Annotated in this window: 16 protein-coding genes; 8 read left to right on the top strand and 8 right to left on the bottom strand. The window is 75.0% G+C overall.

Going from position 1 to position 19,788, the window contains the following annotated elements; all coding sequences use genetic code 11:
* Positions 1 to 73 precede the first annotated feature (73 nt).
* Together metF and O7609_RS24690 are read left to right on the top strand one after the other, a co-directional pair.
* Positions 74 to 991, top strand: a complete 918-nt coding sequence (gene metF / locus O7609_RS03660) for a methylenetetrahydrofolate reductase [NAD(P)H] (protein WP_269733459.1) — start codon at positions 74 to 76, stop codon at positions 989 to 991.
* A gap of 21 nt (positions 992 to 1,012) precedes the next feature.
* Entirely contained in the window at positions 1,013 to 2,272 is a 1,260-nt protein-coding gene (locus O7609_RS24690) for a hypothetical protein (protein WP_443072054.1), read from the top strand.
* An 18-nt stretch (positions 2,273 to 2,290) separates the two neighbouring features.
* Here O7609_RS24690 and O7609_RS03650 read toward each other — a convergent pair whose 3' ends face one another.
* The 4 genes from O7609_RS03650 to O7609_RS03635 form a co-directional block, all read right to left on the bottom strand.
* A complete protein-coding gene (locus O7609_RS03650) occupies positions 2,291 to 3,787 on the bottom strand; it encodes a phytoene desaturase family protein (RefSeq protein ID WP_269733458.1) in 1,497 nt (498 codons plus the stop codon).
* 387 nt (positions 3,788 to 4,174) lie between these two features.
* Positions 4,175 to 4,816 (bottom strand): TetR/AcrR family transcriptional regulator, encoded by a 642-nt coding sequence (locus O7609_RS03645; protein WP_269733457.1) that lies wholly within the window; start codon positions 4,814 to 4,816, stop codon positions 4,175 to 4,177.
* 64 nt (positions 4,817 to 4,880) lie between these two features.
* Positions 4,881 to 7,160, bottom strand: a complete 2,280-nt coding sequence (locus O7609_RS03640; RefSeq protein ID WP_269743074.1) for a YhgE/Pip domain-containing protein — start codon at positions 7,158 to 7,160, stop codon at positions 4,881 to 4,883.
* On the bottom strand, positions 7,132 to 7,872 hold the full coding sequence (locus O7609_RS03635) for an ATP-binding cassette domain-containing protein (protein ID WP_269733455.1): 741 nt from the start codon (positions 7,870 to 7,872) through the stop codon (positions 7,132 to 7,134). Before O7609_RS03635 ends, O7609_RS03640 begins: the two co-directional genes overlap by 29 nt.
* Before the next feature lie 277 nt (positions 7,873 to 8,149).
* Between O7609_RS03635 and O7609_RS03630 the strand changes: the two genes are divergently transcribed.
* The 3 genes from O7609_RS03630 to O7609_RS03620 all read left to right on the top strand — a co-directional run bounded on the left by O7609_RS03630 (position 8,150) and on the right by O7609_RS03620 (position 10,200).
* Positions 8,150 to 8,638 (top strand): SAV_6107 family HEPN domain-containing protein, encoded by a 489-nt coding sequence (locus O7609_RS03630; RefSeq protein WP_269733454.1) that lies wholly within the window; start codon positions 8,150 to 8,152, stop codon positions 8,636 to 8,638.
* Between the two features lie 50 nt (positions 8,639 to 8,688).
* On the top strand, positions 8,689 to 9,438 hold the full coding sequence (locus tag O7609_RS03625) for a methyltransferase (RefSeq protein ID WP_269733453.1): 750 nt from the start codon (positions 8,689 to 8,691) through the stop codon (positions 9,436 to 9,438).
* Positions 9,439 to 9,765: 327 nt separating this feature from the next.
* Positions 9,766 to 10,200: a DUF3040 domain-containing protein gene (locus O7609_RS03620; protein WP_269733452.1), complete on the top strand. Its 435-nt coding sequence runs from the start codon at positions 9,766 to 9,768 to the stop codon at positions 10,198 to 10,200.
* 208 nt (positions 10,201 to 10,408) lie between these two features.
* On the opposite strand, the gene O7609_RS03615 is transcribed toward O7609_RS03620, so the two are convergent.
* From O7609_RS03615 to O7609_RS03600, 4 genes are all read right to left on the bottom strand, one after another.
* Positions 10,409 to 12,793: a transglutaminase TgpA family protein gene (locus O7609_RS03615; protein WP_269743073.1), complete on the bottom strand. Its 2,385-nt coding sequence runs from the start codon at positions 12,791 to 12,793 to the stop codon at positions 10,409 to 10,411.
* Positions 12,790 to 14,103, bottom strand: a complete 1,314-nt coding sequence (locus O7609_RS03610; protein ID WP_269733450.1) for a DUF58 domain-containing protein — start codon at positions 14,101 to 14,103, stop codon at positions 12,790 to 12,792. Before O7609_RS03610 ends, O7609_RS03615 begins: the two co-directional genes overlap by 4 nt.
* Positions 14,103 to 15,122: an AAA family ATPase gene (locus tag O7609_RS03605; protein ID WP_269733449.1), complete on the bottom strand. Its 1,020-nt coding sequence runs from the start codon at positions 15,120 to 15,122 to the stop codon at positions 14,103 to 14,105. The genes O7609_RS03610 and O7609_RS03605 overlap by 1 nt, the downstream gene beginning before the upstream one ends.
* A 157-nt stretch (positions 15,123 to 15,279) precedes the next feature.
* Entirely contained in the window at positions 15,280 to 15,810 is a 531-nt protein-coding gene (locus tag O7609_RS03600; RefSeq protein WP_269733448.1) for a beta-class carbonic anhydrase, read from the bottom strand.
* Positions 15,811 to 16,176: 366 nt separating this feature from the next.
* Here O7609_RS03600 and rsmH point away from each other — a divergent pair, with 366 nt between their 5' ends.
* Genes rsmH through O7609_RS03585 form a run of 3 tightly spaced genes read left to right on the top strand, consistent with a single transcriptional unit; the run spans position 16,177 to position 19,774 of the window.
* The gene (gene rsmH, locus O7609_RS03595) at positions 16,177 to 17,142 is read left to right on the top strand and encodes a 16S rRNA (cytosine(1402)-N(4))-methyltransferase RsmH (protein ID WP_269733447.1); all 966 of its coding nucleotides are present in this window, start codon (positions 16,177 to 16,179) and stop codon (positions 17,140 to 17,142) included.
* Positions 17,139 to 17,519: a septum formation initiator family protein gene (locus O7609_RS03590; RefSeq protein WP_443072053.1), complete on the top strand. Its 381-nt coding sequence runs from the start codon at positions 17,139 to 17,141 to the stop codon at positions 17,517 to 17,519. The genes rsmH and O7609_RS03590 overlap by 4 nt, the downstream gene beginning before the upstream one ends.
* Positions 17,516 to 19,774, top strand: coding sequence for a peptidoglycan D,D-transpeptidase FtsI family protein (locus tag O7609_RS03585; RefSeq protein ID WP_269733446.1), 2,259 nt, complete (start codon positions 17,516 to 17,518; stop codon positions 19,772 to 19,774). Before O7609_RS03590 ends, O7609_RS03585 begins: the two co-directional genes overlap by 4 nt.
* Positions 19,775 to 19,788 lie beyond the last annotated feature (14 nt).

Raw genomic sequence — 19,788 nt, 5'->3', positions numbered from 1 at the left:
TTTCCCGCCAGGGAGGCGTCCAGTTGCCGGACATGCCTCCGGCATGCCACTACCGACGGTTAACCTTCGTCCTATGGCCCACGGCACCCCCTCAACCAGGACAGACCGCGCACTGACGATCCGCGAGCTGCTCGCCTCCGGCGAGTGCTCCTACTCGTTCGAGTTCATGGCCCCCAAGACGGCCAAGGGCGAACGGACCCTGTGGAACGCCATCCGCCGCATCGAGGCCGTCGGCCCCACCTTCGTCTCGGTGACCTACGGGGCGGGCGGCTCCTCCCGCGAGGGGACGGTGCGTGCCACCGAGCGCATCGCCACCGACACGACGCTGACGCCCGTCGCCCACCTCACCGCCGTCAACCACTCCGTGACCGAGCTGCGCAACGTCATCGGCCAGTACGCGGACGCGGGCATCCGCAACATGCTCGCCCTCCGGGGCGACCCGCCGGGTGACCCGATGGGGGAGTGGCTCGCCCACCCCGAGGGCGTCTCCTACGCGTACGAGCTGGTCGAGCTCATCAGGGAGTCCGGGGACTTCTGCGTCGGCGTCGCCGCCTACCCCGAGATGCACCCGCGCTCCACGGACTGGGACACCGACGTCCGCCACTTCGTGAACAAGTGCCGGGCCGGGGCGGACTACGCGATCACCCAGATGTTCTTCTACCCGGAGGACTACCTGCGGCTGCGGGACCGGGTCGCCGCGGCCGGCTGCGACACCCCGATCATCCCGGAGATCATGCCCGTCACCAACGCCCGGCAGATCGAACGTTTCGCAAAGCTGAGCAACGCCGCCTTCCCGCCGGAGTTGGCCGATAGGATCCTTGCCGTCGAGGACGATCCGGTGGCTGTACGCTCGGTCGGGATCGAGTACGCCACGGAGCTGAGCGCGACCCTGATGGCCGAGGGCATCCCCGGCCTTCACTTCATCACGCTCAACCACTCCACGGCGACGCTGGAAATCTACGAGAACCTGGGGCTGCACCGGCGCTCATAAGGTTCCGCGAGAGGGGCGTACATGGGCTGGACGGTCCTCTACATCCTGTTCGGGCTGGTCGCCCTGTGGCTGCTCGGTGAGGTGCTGCTCCAGTACAAGGCCCGGCTGCGCTGGCGCCTCGTCGCCTTCTTCGGCTTCCTCGCCGTCGTCGTCGGCGTGCTGATGCGTTCCGTGCCCGTCATCGCCCTGGGCACCGCCGGGTTCGGGGTCGGGCAGTTGCTGGTCACGCTCTCCTTCCGCCGCGGCTTCGAGAAGGGCTGGGCCCTGGAGAACGTCCCCGGCAGCCGGCGGCGCCGCTCCGGCGAGCCGGGCGAGGAGGAGGGCGCCGACGGCGAGCCCCCCGGGCCCGTGGACGCACCACCGGTCCTGGAGGTCTCGGGGCTGGAGCAGACGGCCGCCTACCAGATGGAGCCGCTGCCCGAGGACACCGGCGAGTACGGCGTGTACGAGCGGGACGCCGAGAGCGGGCCGGGCCGGGGCGACGGGCCGGAGCAGGGGGCACCGTACCCGGCCGGAGGCGCGGGCCCCGAGCAGGGCGGTCACGCACCCCAGAACGCGGACCCGTACGCCGACCCCTACGCCGGCCAGTACGCCGACGCGGGCTACGCCACGCCCTACGCGCCCCATCCCGGCCCGGCGGGCGAGCCGGACCAGCACGGCTACGCCGCGGCCGGATACGACGGCGGCGCGGCGGGCGGCTACCCCGGGCCGGAGCCGACGCCGCAGTACGGCGGTTACGGGACGCCCGCCGCCGACACCGGCGCCTACGCCTCGTACGCGACGTACGGTTCCTCCGACGCCTATCAGCCGCCGTCCGCCGACTACCCGGCGGACGGCGGCGGGCTGTACGGCTACGCGACGCCTCCGGGCGGGGGCCCCGCCGCGGATCCGCTCGGCGGCTACGCGGCCGACCCCGGCTACGGCGCCCAGGGAGAGGCCCCCGGTTACGGGAGCCAGGGCGGCGACGCCGGCCACTACGGCGGCTACGGGCACGACGCGGGGTACGGCGGTGCCGGGGGCTACGGGGACGGCGGCTACGCGGCCTACCCGGGCTACCCGGGAGGCGAGCCGGGCGGCTACCCGCCGGCCACCGGCACGCCCGGCTACGACTCCTACGGCTACCCGACGGCCGGGCAGGCGCCCGGCCACGGGGGCTACCCGCAGACCCCACCGGACGGCGTCTGGGTGCCACAGCAGCGCGAGGACCCCCCGCAGCAGGAGGCCTACCCCGCGTACCAGGACGAGTTCGGCTACCCCGCCCCCGGGCAGCCGCGCAACTGAGCCGCGCGGGGCCGGGGCTCAGCTCGAACCGCGCCAGTCGCGGCCCTCCGTCACGAGGCCGGACACCAGGGCGCCGGACATGCCCGCGTGCGCCAGCCCGCCCCCGGGGTGGGCCCAGCCGCCGAGCGCGTAACGCCCCGGCACGGGCCCCAGGTTCGGAGCGGGACGGCTGGCGCCGGGCGCCCCGGCCAGGGCCGGCACCGGCACCGCCCCGCCCGGCGCCCCCGTCTCCCGCTCGGCGTCCTCGGGTGTGTGGACGGCTTGCCACAGCAGCCGGTCCCGCAGCCCCGGCACGACGGTCTCGGCGGCGCTGACCAGCCGCTCCGCGGCGGCCGCGGTGTACGCGCCGTCCGACCAGTCCACGCGGGCCCCCGCCCGGTCGCGCGCGGGGCCGCGGCCGGACCCGCCCGGCGCCGCGGCGTGCGGCGGCACCGTGGCCGTCAGCGTCACCGCCTCGTGGTCCGCGTCCGGCACCGCGCCCGGGTCGTTGGGGCGCAGCACGGTGACCGTGGGGGCGGCCGGCGGCCCGGCCCCGTCGAAAAGCGCGGCCAGGGCGGCGTCCCGGTCGTCGGCGTGCACCACGCTGCGGTGCACCGCTCCGGCCGGGCGCGGCCCGCGCAGGGCCAGCAGCACCGTCAGCCGGCCCCGCCCCGGGGCCGCCCCGGTGTGCGGGCAGCGGCCGTCGACGACGGAGTCGGCCGCCACCTCGGTGCCGTCGCCCAGCACCACGCCGGTCGCGCGCCCGTCCCGCTCGACGACGCCGGCCACTTCGGTGCCGAGCACCACCTCCACGCCGCGTTCGGCGCAGCGCCGGTACACGGCGTCGGCCAGCGCCCGCAGACCGCCCGTGACGTACCAGGATCCGAAGGTGTGCTCGACGTACGGCAGCACCGTGGCACTCGCCGGGGCGGTACGCGGGTCCAGCCCGTACCCCACCGCACAGGACTCCAGGAGGGCGACGGCCCGGGGATCGCCCAGCTCGTGCGCCGCGACCTCGGCCAGCGTGGGCGGACGGCGCCGCAGCAGCCCCCGCCGGCGCAGCGCCGGATAGGGGTCGGGCGGAGCCGGCGCGTCCACGAGGGGCTCCTCCAGGAGCGGGCGCCGCGTGGCGTCCCAGGCCGTGCGGGCCCGCACCAGGAGATCCGTCCAGCGGCGGCCCGCGCCCGCGCCGAGGGCCGAGTCCAGCGCGCCGATCAGGCCGGAGCGGGAGAGGGGCAGCGTCACCTCGGTGCCGTCGGCGAACCGGTGCAGGGCGGCCGGGTCGAGCTGCCGCGTCGTCACCACGGACTCCAGGGACGCGCGGCCCGTCTTGAGGAACAGGTCCCGCCAGACGGCCGGCAGGTGCAGCAGCGCGGGGCCGGTGTCGAAGGCGAACCCCTCGCGCTCGAACCGCCGCACCCCGCCGCCGTGGGTCTCCGAGCGCTCGTACACCGTGACCCGGTGCCCCGCCGTCGCCAGCCGGGCCGCTCCGGCCAGCGCGCCGAGACCGGCCCCGATCACCACAATCCGTGCCATGGCCAGCGACTCTACGCCGTGTCCGGCGCACCCCGAGCGTGGGCACCGGACACCGGAGCGCGGTGGGGCGAGCTCCTCAGGCGTGAGTACCGGTACCTAGGCCGTCGGTTGAGTAGCCGCGCGGATGGGCGATGACCTGCGAGGACGGCAGAGTGGTGGGCAACGGAGGACGCCGCACCGCACCGCCGGCACGGGGCGGCGGAACGGCGCGGCGCCTCCGGCGAAGGGGAAGCCCGGACGCGGGGGGAACACGGGGGACGAGTCCGGGGCCCCGGGGGAACACGGGGGCGAACGGGCGGCTTCGGTCTTCGCGCGGCCGGGGCCGCCCGTGGTCCGCCGGACCCCGCCCGCCGCGTCGGAGCCGGGCCGGGTCCGGCCGACGTCCGGTCAGGGACGTCCGGCGACGCGGCCCTGGAGCAGCAGGGACAGCGAGGCGTGCACCTCGTCCAGCGAGCGGTCGGGCTGGAAGGCCTTCCAGTCCAGCGCGGCGACCAGCACCATGCCGAAGAGCGCGGCCGCGGTGAGCGGCACGTCGATCTCGTCGCTCAGCTCGCCCTCCTCGACGCCGAGCCGCAGTTGCTCCTCCACCACGGCGACCGCCTCGGCCCGCACGACCATCAGCGTCGACTGCCAGGTGCGGTTCCGCCGCCACAGCTCGGCCACGAACAGCTGGGTGAGGGCCGGGTAGCGGTCGATGAACACCAGCCCCGCGCGCACCATCGCGTCCAGGGCGTCCACGCGCGTCCCCGAACGCTCCCGGGCCCCGGCCGCCGCCTCCCGCAAGCGCTGCGCGAGCAGTTCGACACCGTGCCGCAGCAACTCCTCGAACAGCTCGTTCTTGCTGGCGAAGTTGTAGTAGACGGTCCCCTTGGCCACGCCCGCGGCCTCGGCGATCTCGTCCACCGTCGTGGCCGAGAACCCCTGCTCGGCGATGAGGTGGACCGCCGCCTCGTACAACTTCTGCCGGGTGGCGGCACGACGCGCGCTCGCGCCTGCCGGGCTCCCGGGCCCCTTGGTACCGCTCTTCATGCCCACGATTGTCCTCCGGGGCCGTGTCCGGCCGTCCGACCGGCCTCCCCGGCGCGTACCCGTCTCACAGGGTGAGCTCCGGGTGCAGCCGCTTGAGCGTCCACACCGAGCCGCGCCGCGCCGTCCAGGCCGTGGCGGCCAGTGCCGCGGCGGTGAAGCCGAGCAGCACCGCGACACCCTGCCAGACGGGCCCGAGCCCGCCCCCGGTGACCAGGTGCCGCAGCCCCTCGACGACGTACGTCATGGGCAGGAAGGGGTGGACGGCGTTGAAGAAGCCCGGGCTCGTCTGCACCGGATAGGTGCCCCCGGCCGAGGTGAGCTGGAGCATCAGCAGGACGAGCACCATGATCCGCCCCGACGGGCCGAACTGCGCGTTGAGCCACTGGACGATGGCGGTGAAGCAGGCCGACACGAGCAGCAGGAAGGCCAGCGTCCCGGCCGGACGGGCCAGCTCCAGCCCCAGCCCCGGCGCCCAGCGCAGGACGGCCAGCAGCACCGACGCCTGCACGGCGCCCACCGCGGCCACCGGCAGCCAGGCCGCCAGGGCCGTGCGCACTGCCGGGGCGCCGGCGGCCAGCGCCCGCCGGTTGAGGGCCGGCAGCAGCATGTAGGCCACCATCGCGCCCACCCACAGGGCGAGGGGGATGAAGTACGGGGCGAACCCCGTGCCGTAGTTGGGCGCCGCGTGGAGGTTGCGCGAGGCGAGCTCCACCGGGTCGGCCATGACCGCGCTGCGGTCGGCCCGCTCCTCGTCCCCGTAGTCCGGGATCTGCTTCACGCCGTCGCGCAGGCCGTCGGCCAGCCGCAGTGAGCCGTCGGCGAGCTTGATCATGCCGCCGTCCAGCAGGTCCGCGCCGTCGCTCAGCTCGACCAGGCCGCTCTCCAGCCGGCCCGCTCCGCCGGCGGCCTTCGTCAGCCCGTCGTGCAGCTCCTCGGAGCCGTCGTGGACCTTCTTCGCCCCGTCGTTGAGGGCGTTGACCTGCTTGACGGCGAGCCGCAGGTCGTCGTCGAGGTGTGGCGCCCGCTTCTGCACCTTCAGCGCGACGTCGCGCAGCTTGTCGAGATCGTCGCCGAGGTCGTCGAGGCTCTCGTAGCCGTCGATGCGCTCCTTCACGTCGTCGGCCGCGTCGGCGGCGCCGCGGCTGTACTCGGCGTACCGGCCCAGGTCGGCGCAGTGCTCATCGCTCAGCGCGGGCGCGGTCGCGGCCCCCGGCGAGGGGCCCCCGGTGCCGCCGTCAGGGCCGCCTTCGGTGCCGCCGTCGGCGTCTTCGGACGTGCCGGGCTGCGGCAGGCCCGGCCACTGCGGCAGAGACGGCTCCCCGGGCAGCAGGTCGGGCAGGCCGCCGCCGTCCGGGCCCTCGGGCGTGCCCGGCACGCACAGCAGCCGGTGCAGCCCCTCCGTACCGTCGGCCGCCGCGTCGGCGAGCCGGGCGGCCCGGGCCGCGTCCCCCGGCAGGCTGTCGAGGTGCTTCCTGGCCGCCTCGGCGCCCTCGGCCACCGTCCCCGCCGCCTTCGCGATGTCCTCGCCGCGCTCCTCGGTGAAGGGCACGACGGCGTCGGCGATCCCGTTCACCTTGTCCGCGAGCTTCCGGGTGCCGTCGGCGACCTTCTCGGCGCCGTCCTCCAGCCGCCCCGCGACCCGGTCCAGCCGGCCCACGCCGTCGGCCAGGTCCTCGCCGCCGTCCTCGGCCCGGGAGGCGCCGTCCTTGAGGTCGCCCGAGCCGTCCTTGGCCTCGTCGATCCCGTCCTTGAGGTCGCCCGCTCCGTCGGCCGCGTCCTGGGTGGCGTCGTGGATGGCGGAGAACGCGATGAAGATGTTGTCGTAGAAGCCGCGGGACGTCCTGCTGGACGCGGCGGCGCGCACCTCGGAGAACACCGTGCGGGCGATCTGGCCGACGATGTAGTTGTTGGCGTCGTTCGTCCGGACCCGCAGCGCACCCGTCTCCGGACGGTCGCCGGAGCTGGAGGTCACCTTGGTGCTGAACTCCTCGGGAATCGTCAGGGAGAGGAAGTACCGGCCCTCCTCCACCCCCTCGGCGGCGTCCTCGGCCGTCGTCTCGCGCCAGTCGAAGGTCTCGCTGTCGTGCAGGGCCCGGCTGAGGTCGTCGCCGGCGGTGATCTCACGCGCCCCGCCGTCCGCCGGGCTCTCGACGGTGGTGCCCGCGTCCTCGTTGACCAGGGCCACCGGTATGCGGTCCAGCCGCTCGTAGGGGTCCCAGAAGGACCACAGGTACAGGGCGCCGTAGAGCAGCGGCAGCAGCATGACCGTGACGAGCGCCGCCCGGGGCAGCCGCCCCCGCCCGAAGCGCCTCAGCTCAAGCGCGGCCAGTCTCGGTGAGCGCATCCTGCGCCTCTCCCTCCCCGATGCCTTCTTCGTCCGTGTCGCCTCCGCCGCGCGCGGTGCCGAGCACCAGCGCGTCGGGGGGCGGTTCGCTGCACACCGCGAGCACCGTCGTGCCCGCGCCGCTCACCGACCGCAGCAGCTCCCACAGCTGCTCCCGCTCCTCGTCGGCGAGCTTGAGGTCGGCGTCGTCCACGGCGAGCAGCCGCGGTTCGTCGAGCAGGGCCAGGGCCGTGCCCAGCCGCAGCGCTTCAAGCCGCTCCAGATCCCGGACGGCGGTGCGCGGGCCCTTCGGCAGCGTGTCCGGGTCCAGCCCGGCCCGCTCCAGGGCCCGGTCCACCCGGGCCCGGCGCTCGGCGGCGCGTTCCCGGCGGCCGAAGCCGAGACGGCGGCGCAGCAGGGCCCGTTCGCGCAGTTGCTCGGTGACCGTCCACGAGGGCTCCAGATCCGTGACGCCGGGCACCGGGCCGAGAGCCGCGATGCGCCGGACCGAGCCCATCCGGGACGGGATCCGGTGGCCGCCGACGCTGGCGTGTCCGGTGGTGGGGCGCATCCGGCCGGTGAGGGTGAGCAGCAGACACGTCCTGCCCGAGCCCGAGGGGCCGGTGACCGCGATGAGTGCGCCCGGCGGGGCGTCCACGTCCACCGCCTCGAACACCGTCCCCTTGGAACCCGTCAGCCCCAGCCTCTCGGCGCTGACCTCCGCCCCTTCCATGCCGTCCTCCCCGAAGACGTTATTTGAACTGACTGGTCAGTTCAAAAGTGTAGGGCAGCGGCAGCCGTGCACCGCGCGGGGGTGCGCGAGCGGCGCACCCCCGCGCTCGCGCTCCAGAGAACGCGCAGGTCAGGGCCGATTGTCAGTGGGGCACCCCACGATGTGGGGGTACGGACTCCGCACAGGGCCGGAAGACGGCCCGTGTCCGGCTGACCGGTCGACCGGCCGTCCTGGCCGAAGCGGCCGGGAGGCCCAGGAAGCGAAGGAGGCACCAGTCATGACGCAGCTGAACGTCCCTCCGAGCGACATCCACCCCGTGCCGCGCCCGGCCGTGGTACCGCCCGCCGTGCTGGGCCTGCTGTCCCAGGCCCAGCACGGGCTGGACGAGGCGGTGGCGCACGAGCAGCCCAACGAGCGCTACGCGACCGCCCATCTGGCCGCCCTGCGCACCGCGGCGGCCGTCCTGGCCGTGCGCGGACGCCCCGAGAAGCAACCCCGGGCCCGCCGGCGCATCCGCAGTGCCTGGGAGGTGCTGCCGGAGGTGGCGCCCGAGCTCGCCGAGTGGAGTGCCTTCTTCGCCGCCGGCGCCGAGCGCCGCGCCCGGGCCGAAGCGGGCATACGCGGCGCGGTGACGGCCCGTGAGGCCGACGACCTCCTGCGCGACGTCGGCATGTTCCTGCACCTCGTGGAGCGCATGCTGGTCTCCCAGCCCGCGTTTCCCCGTGCCCGCGCGCAGACGGAACCGGCGGTGGTGGCGAGGCAATAGGGTGGGGGCTGCCAGCCCACGTACGTTCCGCCGCCGAGGAGCCACACGCCATGTCCCGCCCGCGCGCCGCCCTCCGTACCGCCGTGGTCTGGGAGGTGCTGAGCGAAGCCCTGCACCGCCGGAGCGAGGCGGTCGGCCGGCCCGCGCTCGACGTGCTCGACGCCGGGGGCGGCTCGGGGCACTTCGCCGTGCCGCTCGCCCGGCTGGGCCACCGCGTCACCGTGGTGGACCCGAGCCCCAACGCGCTCTTCGCCCTGGAGCGCCGCGCCGCCGAGGAGGGCGTGGCCGACCGGGTGCGCGGCGTCCAGGGGGACGCGCACGGCCTGCTCGACGTGGCCGAGCGCGCCGGGTACGACGCCGTGCTCTGCCACGGCGTCCTGGAGTACGTGGACGACGCGGCGGAGGGCCTGCGCAACGCCGTGGCGGCCCTGCGTCCCGGCGGCGGGGTCCTCAGCGTGCTGGCGGCGGGGCTCGGCGGCGCCGTGCTGGCCCGGGCCCTCGCCGGTCACTTCACGGAGGCCCGCCACGCCCTGGGAGACCCGCAGGGCCGCTACGGGGAGTCCGACCCGATGCCGCGCCGCTTCACCGCCGAGCAGCTCTCCGCCCTGGTGTCCGGGACGGGGCTGACGGTCGCCGCCGTGCACGGCGTGCGCGTCTTCAGCGACCTCGTTCCCGGCTCCCTGGTCGACGCGGAGCCGGGCGCCCTGGAGGCGCTGGCCCAGCTGGAGGCGGCGGCGGCCGAGCTGCCCGCCTTCCACGCCGTGGCCTCCCAGCTGCACGTCCTCGCCGAGCTCGGCTGAGGCGGATGACGTCCCGTGGGGCGCGCGGGGCCGGCGGGATCCGTCCGAGCGCTGACCGAGCCTTTCGTGATGGGCTGAGGGCGTGCCCTCGGTTACAGAACCCCGCACACCGCCCGATCAGCGCAATGTCGCCGTATGATTCGGAGAGAACCACCGGGGCATGACGTGCGGCATGCAGGGGAATGAACAGGCCACCGCAGCGGCCCGTCGTACCTGACCCGATGGGAGGAACAGGCGCAGAGGGGCGGGTTTCACGGGGGCGATTCCCTGCCTATCCTTGAAGGGTCGCATCCGGTCGCCCCCGCGACCGACGAGTAGGAGGACTCCGTGCCGCTCTCTGAGCACGAGCAGCGCATGCTCGAGCAGATGGAGCGAGCGCTGTACGCAGAAGATCCCAAGTTCGCGACAGCGCTCGAGGGTAGCGACCTGCGGGCGCCGACCCGCCGCCGGATCTACCAGGCGGTAGCGGGCTTTCTGGTCGGTATCGCGCTTCTCATGGCCGGCATGGTCTACCAGGTGGTCTGGCTGGGCGTGGTCGGTTTCCTCGTGATGCTCGGATGCGCCGTGCTGGCCGTGACCGGCTGGCGCAGGGGGCCGCAGCCCGGCTCCGAGGGCGAAGGTGAGGGCGAAGGTCAGGGCAGGTCAGGTGAGGGCCGCCGCGGCCGGGAGCACGGCCGGGGCCGCCGCCAGAAGCCGCCCAGGCGGTCGATGATGAACCGCATCGAGGATCGCTGGCAGCGCCGCCGAGACGAACAGCAGTAAACAGGGCGGTACACCGCCTCACCGAGGCCACCCGAAGGGTGGCCTCTTCTTTTTGCGTTCCTTGACGCCTGTCCCAGGGCCTCCGGCCGTCCGCAGCCGGCCGCCGCCGTCCTCGTCCGTCCTCGCCCGGCCTTGAGAGCGGACGGGCCGGCCGCGGGGCGGGCGACGGGCCGGTGGCCGGGCCCCCGGGCCCGGCCACCGACCCGGCTCAGCCGCGGCTCAGCCGGGCCCGCAGGGAGACCGCCACCCGGGCCCAGAACGCGCGGTGGGCGTCCATGAGGGCGCGCCCCCGCTCCGAGGCGGCCCAGAGCACCCGGACGGAGGAGCGGGGCAGGATGACGGCCCGCATCCGGGTCCACCGGGACGCCGAGGCCCGCAGCCCGGCCCGCACCGCCAGCACGTCGGCCGCGTAGGGGCCGGGAGGGGCGGGCCGCGGCGCGTACAGGGCGCGCTCGACCGCGTCGGCGAGCCGGTGGAGCGCCGCGGCGGCCGGTGTGCTGAGCCGCCCGGCCTCGGCCAGGCGGACCGCCGCCTGCCGGGGTGTGTCCGACTCGTCCGGCGGGATGCCGAAGTCCCAGCCCGCGTCGAGGGCCTCCTGCCAGCAGGTGAGGGGGCCGCCGCCGGTCCGCCGGCGCCGTACGGTCAGCCGCCACAGCAGCGGGGACAGGACGAGCGCCGCCACGAGCAGGACGCCGCCCAGGCCGAGGCCGACGAAGAGGGCGACGGTTCCCGCCGTCTTCCAGAAGGAGCCGTCGTCGGAGGAGCCCGCGGCGTCCGCGTCGTTCTCGCAGCCCCCGACGCCGGGCGGGCACGCGTCCTCCGGTGCCTGCGGCGCGGTGGACGGCTCGTCCGTCGTCCCGGGCCGCGGCAGGTCGGGCTCGTCCGAGCCGCCGGGGTCGGGCAGGACGGGCATCGCGTACTCCGGGGTGGTGCCCCGCGAGGGAGTGGGCTCGAAGCGGGTCCAGCCGACGCCCTGGAAGTACAGCTCGGGCCAGGCGTGCGCGTCCTGGAGCCCGACCTCGCGCGTGCCGCCGGAGGAGCTGGTGCCGGGGGTGAAGCCGATCGCCACCCGTGCCGGGATGTCCAGCGTCCGGGCCATCGCCGCCATGGAGAAGGCGAAGTGGACGCAGAATCCCTCCTTCTGCTCCAGGAAGCGCGCTATGGCCTCGCTGCCGCTGCCCGCGGCGACCTCCGTGTCGTAGGTGAAGCCGCCCTGGACGGCGAACCAGTCCTGGAGGGCGACGGCGCGTTCGTAGTCGTTGCGCGCCGTGCTGGTCACGGTGCGGGCCGTCTCCTCCACCACGGCGGGCAGGCCGTCCGGCACCGAGGTCTGCTCCCGGCGGATGTCCATGGGCGCCCGCGGCGCGTTGGCCAGCTGCTCGGCGGTGGGCTTGACCAGCAGGCTCCGCACCTCGTATTGGGCGCCCGCCGTCGTCTGCCCCTGATCGCCGACGAGGGTGCGGCCGATGGGCTCGAAGCGCCAGCGTCCGTCGATGTTCACTTCGTCGGCGGGGTAGGGCATGGGCAGCCAGCTCTGCTTGTACCAGTCGGCCGCGGCGATGCGGGTCGTGACGGTCTCCCGATCGACCCCGGGGGACAGGCCCGGCGGCGTGGGGAAGCGGTCCGACGGCACGTCCGTGATGCGCCGCTGGGAGGGGCGCCACGACGTGCCGTCGAACTCGTCGAGCGCCACGATCCGCATGTACAGCCCGCTGACGTCCTCGGCGTCGGTCTCGTACGTGAGGACGGTCCGGTTCTCCGGCTGGTTGAGACTGTTCTGCAGTTCGACCAGCGGGTTGACGGCGGTGACCGTGTTGCCGTCGCCGGGGCCGCCCCCGCCGCCCTCGCCGTCGTTCGTCAGCAGGCCGGTGCCGAGCGCGGGCAGCGCCAGCGGCACGAGCAGCGCGAACCCGAGAGCGGCGAACCCGATCCGCCGTCCCGTGCGCACCGGCGAGGCCGAGCGCACCCGGGCGCCCGGGCCGCCGCCCGGCAGCGCGGCGCCGAACACCTGACCCCACTGCACGAGGCGGTGGCGGCTCTCGGCGAGGAGCAGAAGCAGGTAGCCGGCCGCCGCACACAGGAACCACAGCCAGCGCCCGCCGTCCTCACCGGCCAGCCCGGAGGCGACGGAGTAGAGCGCGAGCAGCGGCAGCCCGGCCGGGGCCGCCGTGCGGTAGGTGGCGGCGAGGACGTCCATCATCAGGCCGATGAGCAGCACGCCGGCGACGAGCATCAGCCGGATGCCGTCCGTCAGCGGCGCCGGTATCACGTACTCGCTCACGTCCTGGCCGCCCTGGGCGAACAGGTCGCCGAAGCGCGTGAAGGCGTCCGGCCCCGGGATGAACCCGGCGACGGCCGACTCCCGCACGAACAGGAAGGTGAGCGCGAGCAGCGCCAGCACCAGCTGGGCCGTGATCGTCAGCCCGCGCGGCAGCGGGACGCGCCGCAGCCCGGCGCCCAGGGCGCTGACCAGGGCGAGCACCAGGGCCGCCTGGAACAGCCAGGAGGCGTCGCGCACCAGGGGCAGCAGGGCGGTGGCCGCCGCGACGGTGGCGAGCCACCCGCACACCGCGAGCCGTGCCTGTCCGCTCATCGGACGCCCCCCGTCGTCGTCATCGGTCCGCCGCCGGCCGCGTTCGTCCGGTCGGCCAGCTGCCACACCTGCGGCAGCGCGTCCCACGGGGTGAACGGCACGACCGTCCAGCCCGCCTCGCGCAGGGCGCGCATCTGTTCCTCCTCCGTCTGCGGCGCCTGCTGGCCCCGGGGGACGAGCGCGACCGCGCCGCCCGCCCGCTGCCGGATCCGGGCCGTCAGCGTGGCCTGGGGCGGGTCGAGGTGGCCGAGGAAGGCGACCAGCAGGCCGCAGCCGCCCTCCCGCAGTCTGTCGTGGGCGCGTTGCAGGCCGGTCTCGTGGGAGTGGCCGACGACGGCGAGGGCGTCCAGCAGCAGGCCGGCCGTGTCCGGGCCGTCCCCGCCGGTCAGCAGGCCCTCCGGGCCCGGGGCCAGGGTGCCGGCGTCGGTGAGCAGCCGCACCTGGTAGTCGCGTTCCAGCAGGTGTATCGCGACGGAGGCGGCGCCGGTGACCGCCCACTCGAACGGCGAGTCCGGACCCGAACCGGCCCAGGCGAGCCGCCGTGTGTCGAGCAGCACGGTGGCCCGGGCCCGCTCCGGCTGCTCCTCGCGGCGCACCATCAGCTCGCCGCGGCGGGCCGTGGAGCGCCAGTGGACGCGCCGGACGTCGTCGCCGTGCCGGTAGGCGCGCGGGATGACGTCGTCGTCACCGGTGACGGCGATCGCGCGCCGCCGGCTCTCGCCGTACCCGGAGGCCTCGCCGAGCAGCCTGACCGGAGGGAGGGCCTGCACGGCCGGGATCACGGTCAGGGTGTCGCGGGTGCTGAACGAGCGCGTCAGCTCGACCATCCCGAACGGATCGGTCACCCGGAGCTGGAGCGGGCCCAGCGGATAGCGTCCCCGCAGGTCGGAGCGGACGCGGTAGGACACCTCGCGGCGCCCGCCGCCCTCGATCCGGTCCAGGACGAAGCGGGGCCGCGGGCCCAGCACGTAGGGCACCTGGTCCTGGAGCATGAGCATGCCGGTGGGGACCCGGGAGACGTTCTCGACGCGCAGCTGCACCCGGGCCTCGCTGCGCACCGGCACCCGGGCCGGGCTCAGCCGCCGGGCGCCGGTCACCCGGTGCCGGGTGCGGTGCAGGACGGCGACGCACACCAGGGGCAGGACGCCGAGCAGCACCCCGACGCGCAGCAGCTCGGGCTGGCCCAGGATGTAGGCGCTCACGGCCGCCGCGATCCCCGCGGCCAGGAAGGACCGGCCGCGGGTGGTGAGCCCGCCGAACGAGACGCGCAGCGAACCCCGTGCGGAGCCGTGCTCGCGGGCGGGGGCCATCAGTACCCCCGGGCCTGCACCGGAGCCGGGGCCTGGGCCCCACCCGGGGCGGGCGCGGGGCTGGGCAGCGGGGTGCGCTGCACGATGTCGTAGACGATGTGCTCCGCCGTCCGCCGGTTGAGCTGGGCCTGCGCGGTGGGCAGCAGCCGGTGCGCCAGGACGGGCATGGCGAGGAACTGGACGTCGTCCGGCAGGGTGAAGTCGCGCCCGTTCAGGGCCGCGGCGGCCCGGGCGGCCCGCAGCAGCTGGAGGGTGGCCCGCGGTGAGGCGCCGAGCCGCAGCTCGGGGTGGTTGCGGGTGGCCGTGACGAGGTCGACGGCGTACCGCTTGACCGGCTCGGCGACGTGCACGCCGCGCACCGCCGCGATGAGCTTGGAGATGGCGTCGGCGTGCGCGACCGGGCGCAGGCCCGCCAGCGGGGAGACGCCGCCGTGGACGTCGAGCATCTCCAGCTCGGCCGCCGTGCTCGGGTAGCCGATGGACAGCCGCGCCATGAAGCGGTCCCGCTGGGCCTCGGGCAGCGTGTAGGTGCCCTCCATCTCCACCGGGTTCTGGGTGGCGACCACCATGAACGGGTCCGGCAGCGGGTAGGTCTGGCCGTCGATGGTGACCTGCCGCTCCTCCATGGACTCCAGCAGCGCGGACTGCGTCTTGGGCGAGGCGCGGTTGATCTCGTCGCCGATGACGATCTGGGCGAAGATCGCCCCCGGCTTGAACTCGAACTCGCGGCGCTCCTGGTCGTACACGCTGACGCCGGTGATGTCGGAGGGCAGCAGATCCGGCGTGAACTGGATCCGGCGCACCGAGCAGTCGATCGACCTGGCCAGTGCCTTCGCGAGCATCGTCTTGCCCACGCCCGGCACGTCCTCGACGAGCAGGTGCCCCTCGGCGAGCAGCACGGTCAGGGCCAGCCGGACGGCCTCCGGTTTGCCCTCGATCACGCTCTCGACCGAACGACGTACCTCGTCCGCCGTCGCCGTCAGATCGCTGAGGTTCTCTCGTGCGTCATACGTCGCCACCCGGCCCTCCTAGGCCCGTTCCCATGGCCGGACCTCACGGGTCACGAGGCCGGCTCACCCCTGAAGCGTCCGCGGGACCGGCCGGCTCAGGAATGCGGAGAGACCCGGCGGCACGGTGCCGTGGACAGCACATTGTTCACGTACACCGTGCCAAACGTCACTTCGCGGGGGATCCCCCGGGCTCGATCTCGCGCAGCAGACCCGTGGTCACGTCGAAGACGAACCCGCGCACGTCGTCGGTGTGCGGCAGGAACGGGGACGTGCGGACGCGCTCGATCGACTGGCGCACGTCCTGATCGACGTCCCGGAAGGACTCGACGGCCCACGACGGCCGCTGGCCCACCTCCAGCTCCAGATCGTGCCGGAAGTCCTCGGTGAGCTTCATCAGCCCGCAGTCGGTGTGGTGGATGAGTACCACGGCCCGGGTGCCCAGCGCACGCTGGCTGATCGTCAGCGAGCGGATCACGTCGTCGGTGACGACGCCGCCCGCGTTGCGGATGGTGTGGCAGTCGCCGAGCCGCAGGCCGAGGGAGGCGTGCAGGTCGATACGGGCGTCCATGCACGCCACCACGGCGACGTTCAGCACGGGGGCGGCCCCCATGCCCGGGTTCGTGAAGGCTTCTGCGTACTCGGCGTTGGCTTCGACGAGGCGGTCCGTGACCGTACGCGAGTTCGGGGAGGTCGACATGGTCCGACCGTAGCGGCGCCGCTCGGAATCGGCTCGTCGTGAGATCGGACGTAGGGGAGATATCGGGGTGAGCGCGCGGTCTTGTGAGGCACTCCACAGGCGGTCGGCGCCACGCGGGACCGGTCACGACGGCGCGGGACGCGCCCGACCGGTTGATTGACCGAGCGGACGACTGGACTAGAGTTGACGCGAACGGGAGCAGAGCGGGCGGTCGACCGGCCACTCCCGCACCTTCCCGGCCCTCACCGGCACGCCCCGCGCCTGCCCGCACCCAGCGGCGGAACGGCCGGGCCGCGGAGCCGGGCCGGCGTCCGCCGCCCGCCTCGCCGGGTCCGGGCCGGAGCAGAGCCGGGACTGAGAGGGCACATGACCGACAGCGAAGAGCGGCACGTTCCGGTCATGCTCCAGCGGTGTCTGGAGCTTCTGGCCCCCGCGCTGGAACGGCCCGGAGCCGTCGTCGTCGACTGCACCCTCGGCCTCGGCGGGCACAGCGAGGCGCTGCTCGACGCCTTCCCCGAGGCCCGCCTCATCGCGCTCGACCGCGACCCCGACGCGCTGAAGCTCGCCGGGGAGCGCCTGGCCCGCCACGGCGACCGGGCCACCCTGGTGCACGCCGTCTACGACGAGCTGCCCCGCGTCCTCGCCGAGACGGGCACTCCGCGCGTGCAGGGCGTCCTGTTCGACCTCGGCGTCTCCTCCATGCAGCTCGACGAGGCGGACCGCGGCTTCGCCTACGCCCAGGACGCGCCGCTGGACATGCGCATGGACCAGAGCCGCGGCGTCTCCGCCGCCGAGGTCCTGAACACCTACCCGCCGGGCGAACTGGTCCGGGTCCTGCGCGCCTACGGCGAGGAGAAGCAGGCGCGCCGCATCGTGGAGGCCGTGGTCCGGGAACGCGAGCGGGAGCCCTTCACCACCAGCGCCCGGCTGGTCGAGCTGATCCGCGCCGCGCTGCCGCAGGCGGTCAAGCGCACCGGAGGCAACCCCGCCAAGCGCACGTTCCAGGCCCTGCGCATCGAGGTCAACGGCGAACTCGCCGTCCTGGAGCGGGCCCTGCCGGCGGCCGTGGACGCCCTCGCCGTGGACGGGCGGATCGCCGTGCTGTCCTACCACTCCCTGGAGGACCGCCTGGTCAAGCAGGTGTTCGCCGCCGGCGCCGCCAACACCGCGCCACCCGGCCTGCCCGTGGTTCCCGAGCAGTACCAGCCCCGGCTGGAGCTGCTGACGCGGGGAGCCGAACTGCCCACCGAGGAAGAGGTCGCCCGCAACCGCCGCGCCGCTCCGGCCCGGCTGCGCGGGGCGCGACGCATCCGGGAGGTAGCCCCAGCATGACCGGTTCGACCGGACGTTCCGCGCGTCCCTGGGTGCCCGCACTCGCCCGGCTGGTCCCCGCGGGCGGCTCCACCGCCGCCCGCGCCCCCTTCGTCCTGCTCGTCGTCGTCCTGCTGGGCGGCGGGCTGCTCGCCCTGCTGCTGCTCAACGCCGCCGTCAACGAGGGCTCGTTCGAACTGGGCAAGCTCCGGCAGGAGACGAAGGAGCTGACCGACGAGGAGCAGGGGCTCCAGCAGGACGTCGACTCCTTCTCCGCCCCGGGGGCGCTGGACCGCAGGGCGCGGGAGCTGGGCATGGTCCCCGGCGACGTCCCCGTGTTCCTGAAACCGGACGGCACGGTCCTGGGCGAGCCCTCACCCGCGCCGGACGCTCGATGAGCCCGCAGGAACCGCCCCGCCGCCGCGTCCCCCGCCCGGCCCGGCCCAGGGGCGGCGACCGGCGCGGCGACGGCGGACGGGGCGACGGCGGACGCGGCGGTGAGCGGCGGCGCGAGGGCGACCAGCGCGGCGGCGAGCGGCGGGGCGGTAACCCTCGCGGCGGCGAGCGGCGGGGGGACGGCGGACGCGGTGGCAGTCCGCGCGGGGGCAACCCCGGCGGCGGTGACCGTCGCGGTGGTGGCGGTCGCGGCAGTGACGCGCGCGGCGGTGACCGTCGCGGTGACGGGCGGCGCGGTGACGGGCGGCGCGGTGACGGGCGGCGCGGTGACGGGCGGCGCACCACCCCGCGGCGGCCGCCCCGTCCCCGGTCCGGCCGCCCGGCCCGGCCCGGCCCCCGGTCGGCGCCCCGGGGCGCGTCCCGCCCGGCCAAGGACCTGCGCCTCGTTCCGGCGCGTGGCCGGCTGCGGCTGCTCAGCGTGGCCGTCACCCTCGTCCTGCTGGTCTTCGGGCTGCGGCTCCTCCAGGTGCAGGCCGTGGACGCGGACAGCTACGCGGCGGCCGCCGACGTCAACCGGTACGTCACCGTCCCGCTCGCGGCCGAGCGCGGGACGGTCACCGACCGGGAGGGCCGCGAGCTGGCCACGACCGTCGACGCCTACGACATCACCGCCGACCCCTACCTCTTCGAGCCCGAGCAGGCCGGGGTCGCCGACGCCCCCGCCCGGGCCGCCGCCCTGCTCGGCCCGATCCTGGGCGAGGACCCGGCGGAGCTGGAGCGTCGGCTGACCGACCCGCCCGCCCCCCGCTACGTGCGGCTGGCCCGGCAGCAGACGCCGCAGGTCTGGCGGCAGATCCAGGACCTCCAGAAGGAGCTGGCCGAGAAGAAGGGCGCCGGCGGGGGCGCCAACGTCCTCGCCGGCGTCTACGCGCAGCCGCGCGCCAAGCGCGTCTACCCGAACCACGAGCTCGCCTCCGGCGTCCTCGGCTTCGTCACCGCGAACGGCCAGGGCGGCGGCGGTCTGGAGGCCCGGCTCGACACGGTCCTCGCCGGCGCCGACGGCAAGATCACCTACGCCCAGTCGGCGGGCCGCCGGGTGCCCACCGCCGGCGGCCGTGAGCAGCCGCCCACCCCGGGCTCGGGCGTCGAGCTCACCCTCGACCGCGACATCCAGTGGGCCGCCCAGCAGGCCCTCTCCGACCAGGTGCGCGCGTCGAAGGCGGACAGCGGCTACGTCATCGTCCAGGACGTGCGCAGCGGCGAGATCCTGGCGATGGCCAACGCCCCCGGGTTCGACCCCAACGACCTCTCGACGGCCACCTCCGGGGCGCTGCGCAACCGGGCGCTGGAGGACGTCTACGAGCCGGGCTCCACGGCCAAGCTGATGACCATGGCCGCCGTGCTGGAGGAGGGCGTCGCCCTGCCCGGCACCCACGTGACCGTGCCCAACCGGCTGGACCGCGCGAACCGCCTGTTCGCCGACGACCACGACCACGAGACCTACCACCTCACGCTGACCGGCGTCCTCGCCAAGTCCAGCAACATCGGCACCATCCTGGCCGCCGAACGCCTCGGCGACTCCCAGGCGGAGGCGAACGAGGTCCTGCACCGCTATCTGACCGAATTCGGCATCGGCCGCCCCACCGGCCTCGGCTTCCCCGGCGAGAGCCCCGGCATCCTGGCCGCCCCGGGAGACTGGAACGGCTCCCAGCAGTACACGATCCCCTTCGGCCAGGGCCTGTCCGTCAACGCCCTCCAGGCCGCCTCGGTCTACTCCACCATCGCGAACGGCGGTGTCCGCGTGACGCCCAGCCTGGTGCGCGGCACCCTCAAGCCCGACGGACGCTACGAACCCGCGCCCGACCCGCGGCGCGACCGGGTCGTCAGCGAGGAGACGGCCGACATCCTGAGCCTCATGCTGGAGGAGGTCGTCACCGACGACGAGGGCACCGGAGCGCCCGCCGCGATCCCCGGCTACCGGGTGGCGGGCAAGACCGGGACGTCCAACCGCGTCGACCCCCAGACCGGCCGCTACAACGGCTACACCGCGTCCTTCGCCGGGTTCGCCCCCGCCGACGAGCCGCGGGTGACCGTCTACTGCGCGGTACAGAACCCCACCAAGGGCAGCTACCACGGGAGCTCGGTGTGCGGGCCGGTCTTCCGGCACGTCATGCAGTTCTCCCTCAAGACCCTCCAGGCGCCGCCGACCGGCGCGAAGGCACCGGACCTGCCCACCACCTTCACCCCGGGCGACTGAACGGAAGACCCCCA

It is taken from the genome of Streptomyces sp. WMMC1477 (assembly GCF_027460245.1).
Classification (GTDB): Bacteria; Actinomycetota; Actinomycetes; order Streptomycetales; family Streptomycetaceae; genus Streptomyces.
The sequence above is the reverse complement of the archived record's forward strand: the minus strand, read 5'-3'. Positions and strand labels throughout refer to the sequence as shown.

Coding starts and splice junctions, on each gene's coding strand:
- O7609_RS03630 (WP_269733454.1), top strand. CDS start 8,150: ATGACGCAGCTGAACGTCCCTCCGAGCGACATCCACCCCGTGCCGCGC.
- O7609_RS03645 (WP_269733457.1), bottom strand. CDS start 4,816: ATGAAGAGCGGTACCAAGGGGCCCGGGAGCCCGGCAGGCGCGAGCGCG.
- metF (WP_269733459.1), top strand. CDS start 74: ATGGCCCACGGCACCCCCTCAACCAGGACAGACCGCGCACTGACGATC.
- rsmH (WP_269733447.1), top strand. CDS start 16,177: ATGACCGACAGCGAAGAGCGGCACGTTCCGGTCATGCTCCAGCGGTGT.
- O7609_RS03590 (WP_443072053.1), top strand. CDS start 17,139: ATGACCGGTTCGACCGGACGTTCCGCGCGTCCCTGGGTGCCCGCACTC.
- O7609_RS03650 (WP_269733458.1), bottom strand. CDS start 3,787: ATGGCACGGATTGTGGTGATCGGGGCCGGTCTCGGCGCGCTGGCCGGA.
- O7609_RS03635 (WP_269733455.1), bottom strand. CDS start 7,872: ATGGAAGGGGCGGAGGTCAGCGCCGAGAGGCTGGGGCTGACGGGTTCC.
- O7609_RS24690 (WP_443072054.1), top strand. CDS start 1,013: ATGGGCTGGACGGTCCTCTACATCCTGTTCGGGCTGGTCGCCCTGTGG.
- O7609_RS03615 (WP_269743073.1), bottom strand. CDS start 12,793: ATGAGCGGACAGGCACGGCTCGCGGTGTGCGGGTGGCTCGCCACCGTC.
- O7609_RS03625 (WP_269733453.1), top strand. CDS start 8,689: ATGTCCCGCCCGCGCGCCGCCCTCCGTACCGCCGTGGTCTGGGAGGTG.
- O7609_RS03600 (WP_269733448.1), bottom strand. CDS start 15,810: ATGTCGACCTCCCCGAACTCGCGTACGGTCACGGACCGCCTCGTCGAA.
- O7609_RS03610 (WP_269733450.1), bottom strand. CDS start 14,103: ATGGCCCCCGCCCGCGAGCACGGCTCCGCACGGGGTTCGCTGCGCGTC.
- O7609_RS03640 (WP_269743074.1), bottom strand. CDS start 7,160: ATGCGCTCACCGAGACTGGCCGCGCTTGAGCTGAGGCGCTTCGGGCGG.
- O7609_RS03585 (WP_269733446.1), top strand. CDS start 17,516: ATGAGCCCGCAGGAACCGCCCCGCCGCCGCGTCCCCCGCCCGGCCCGG.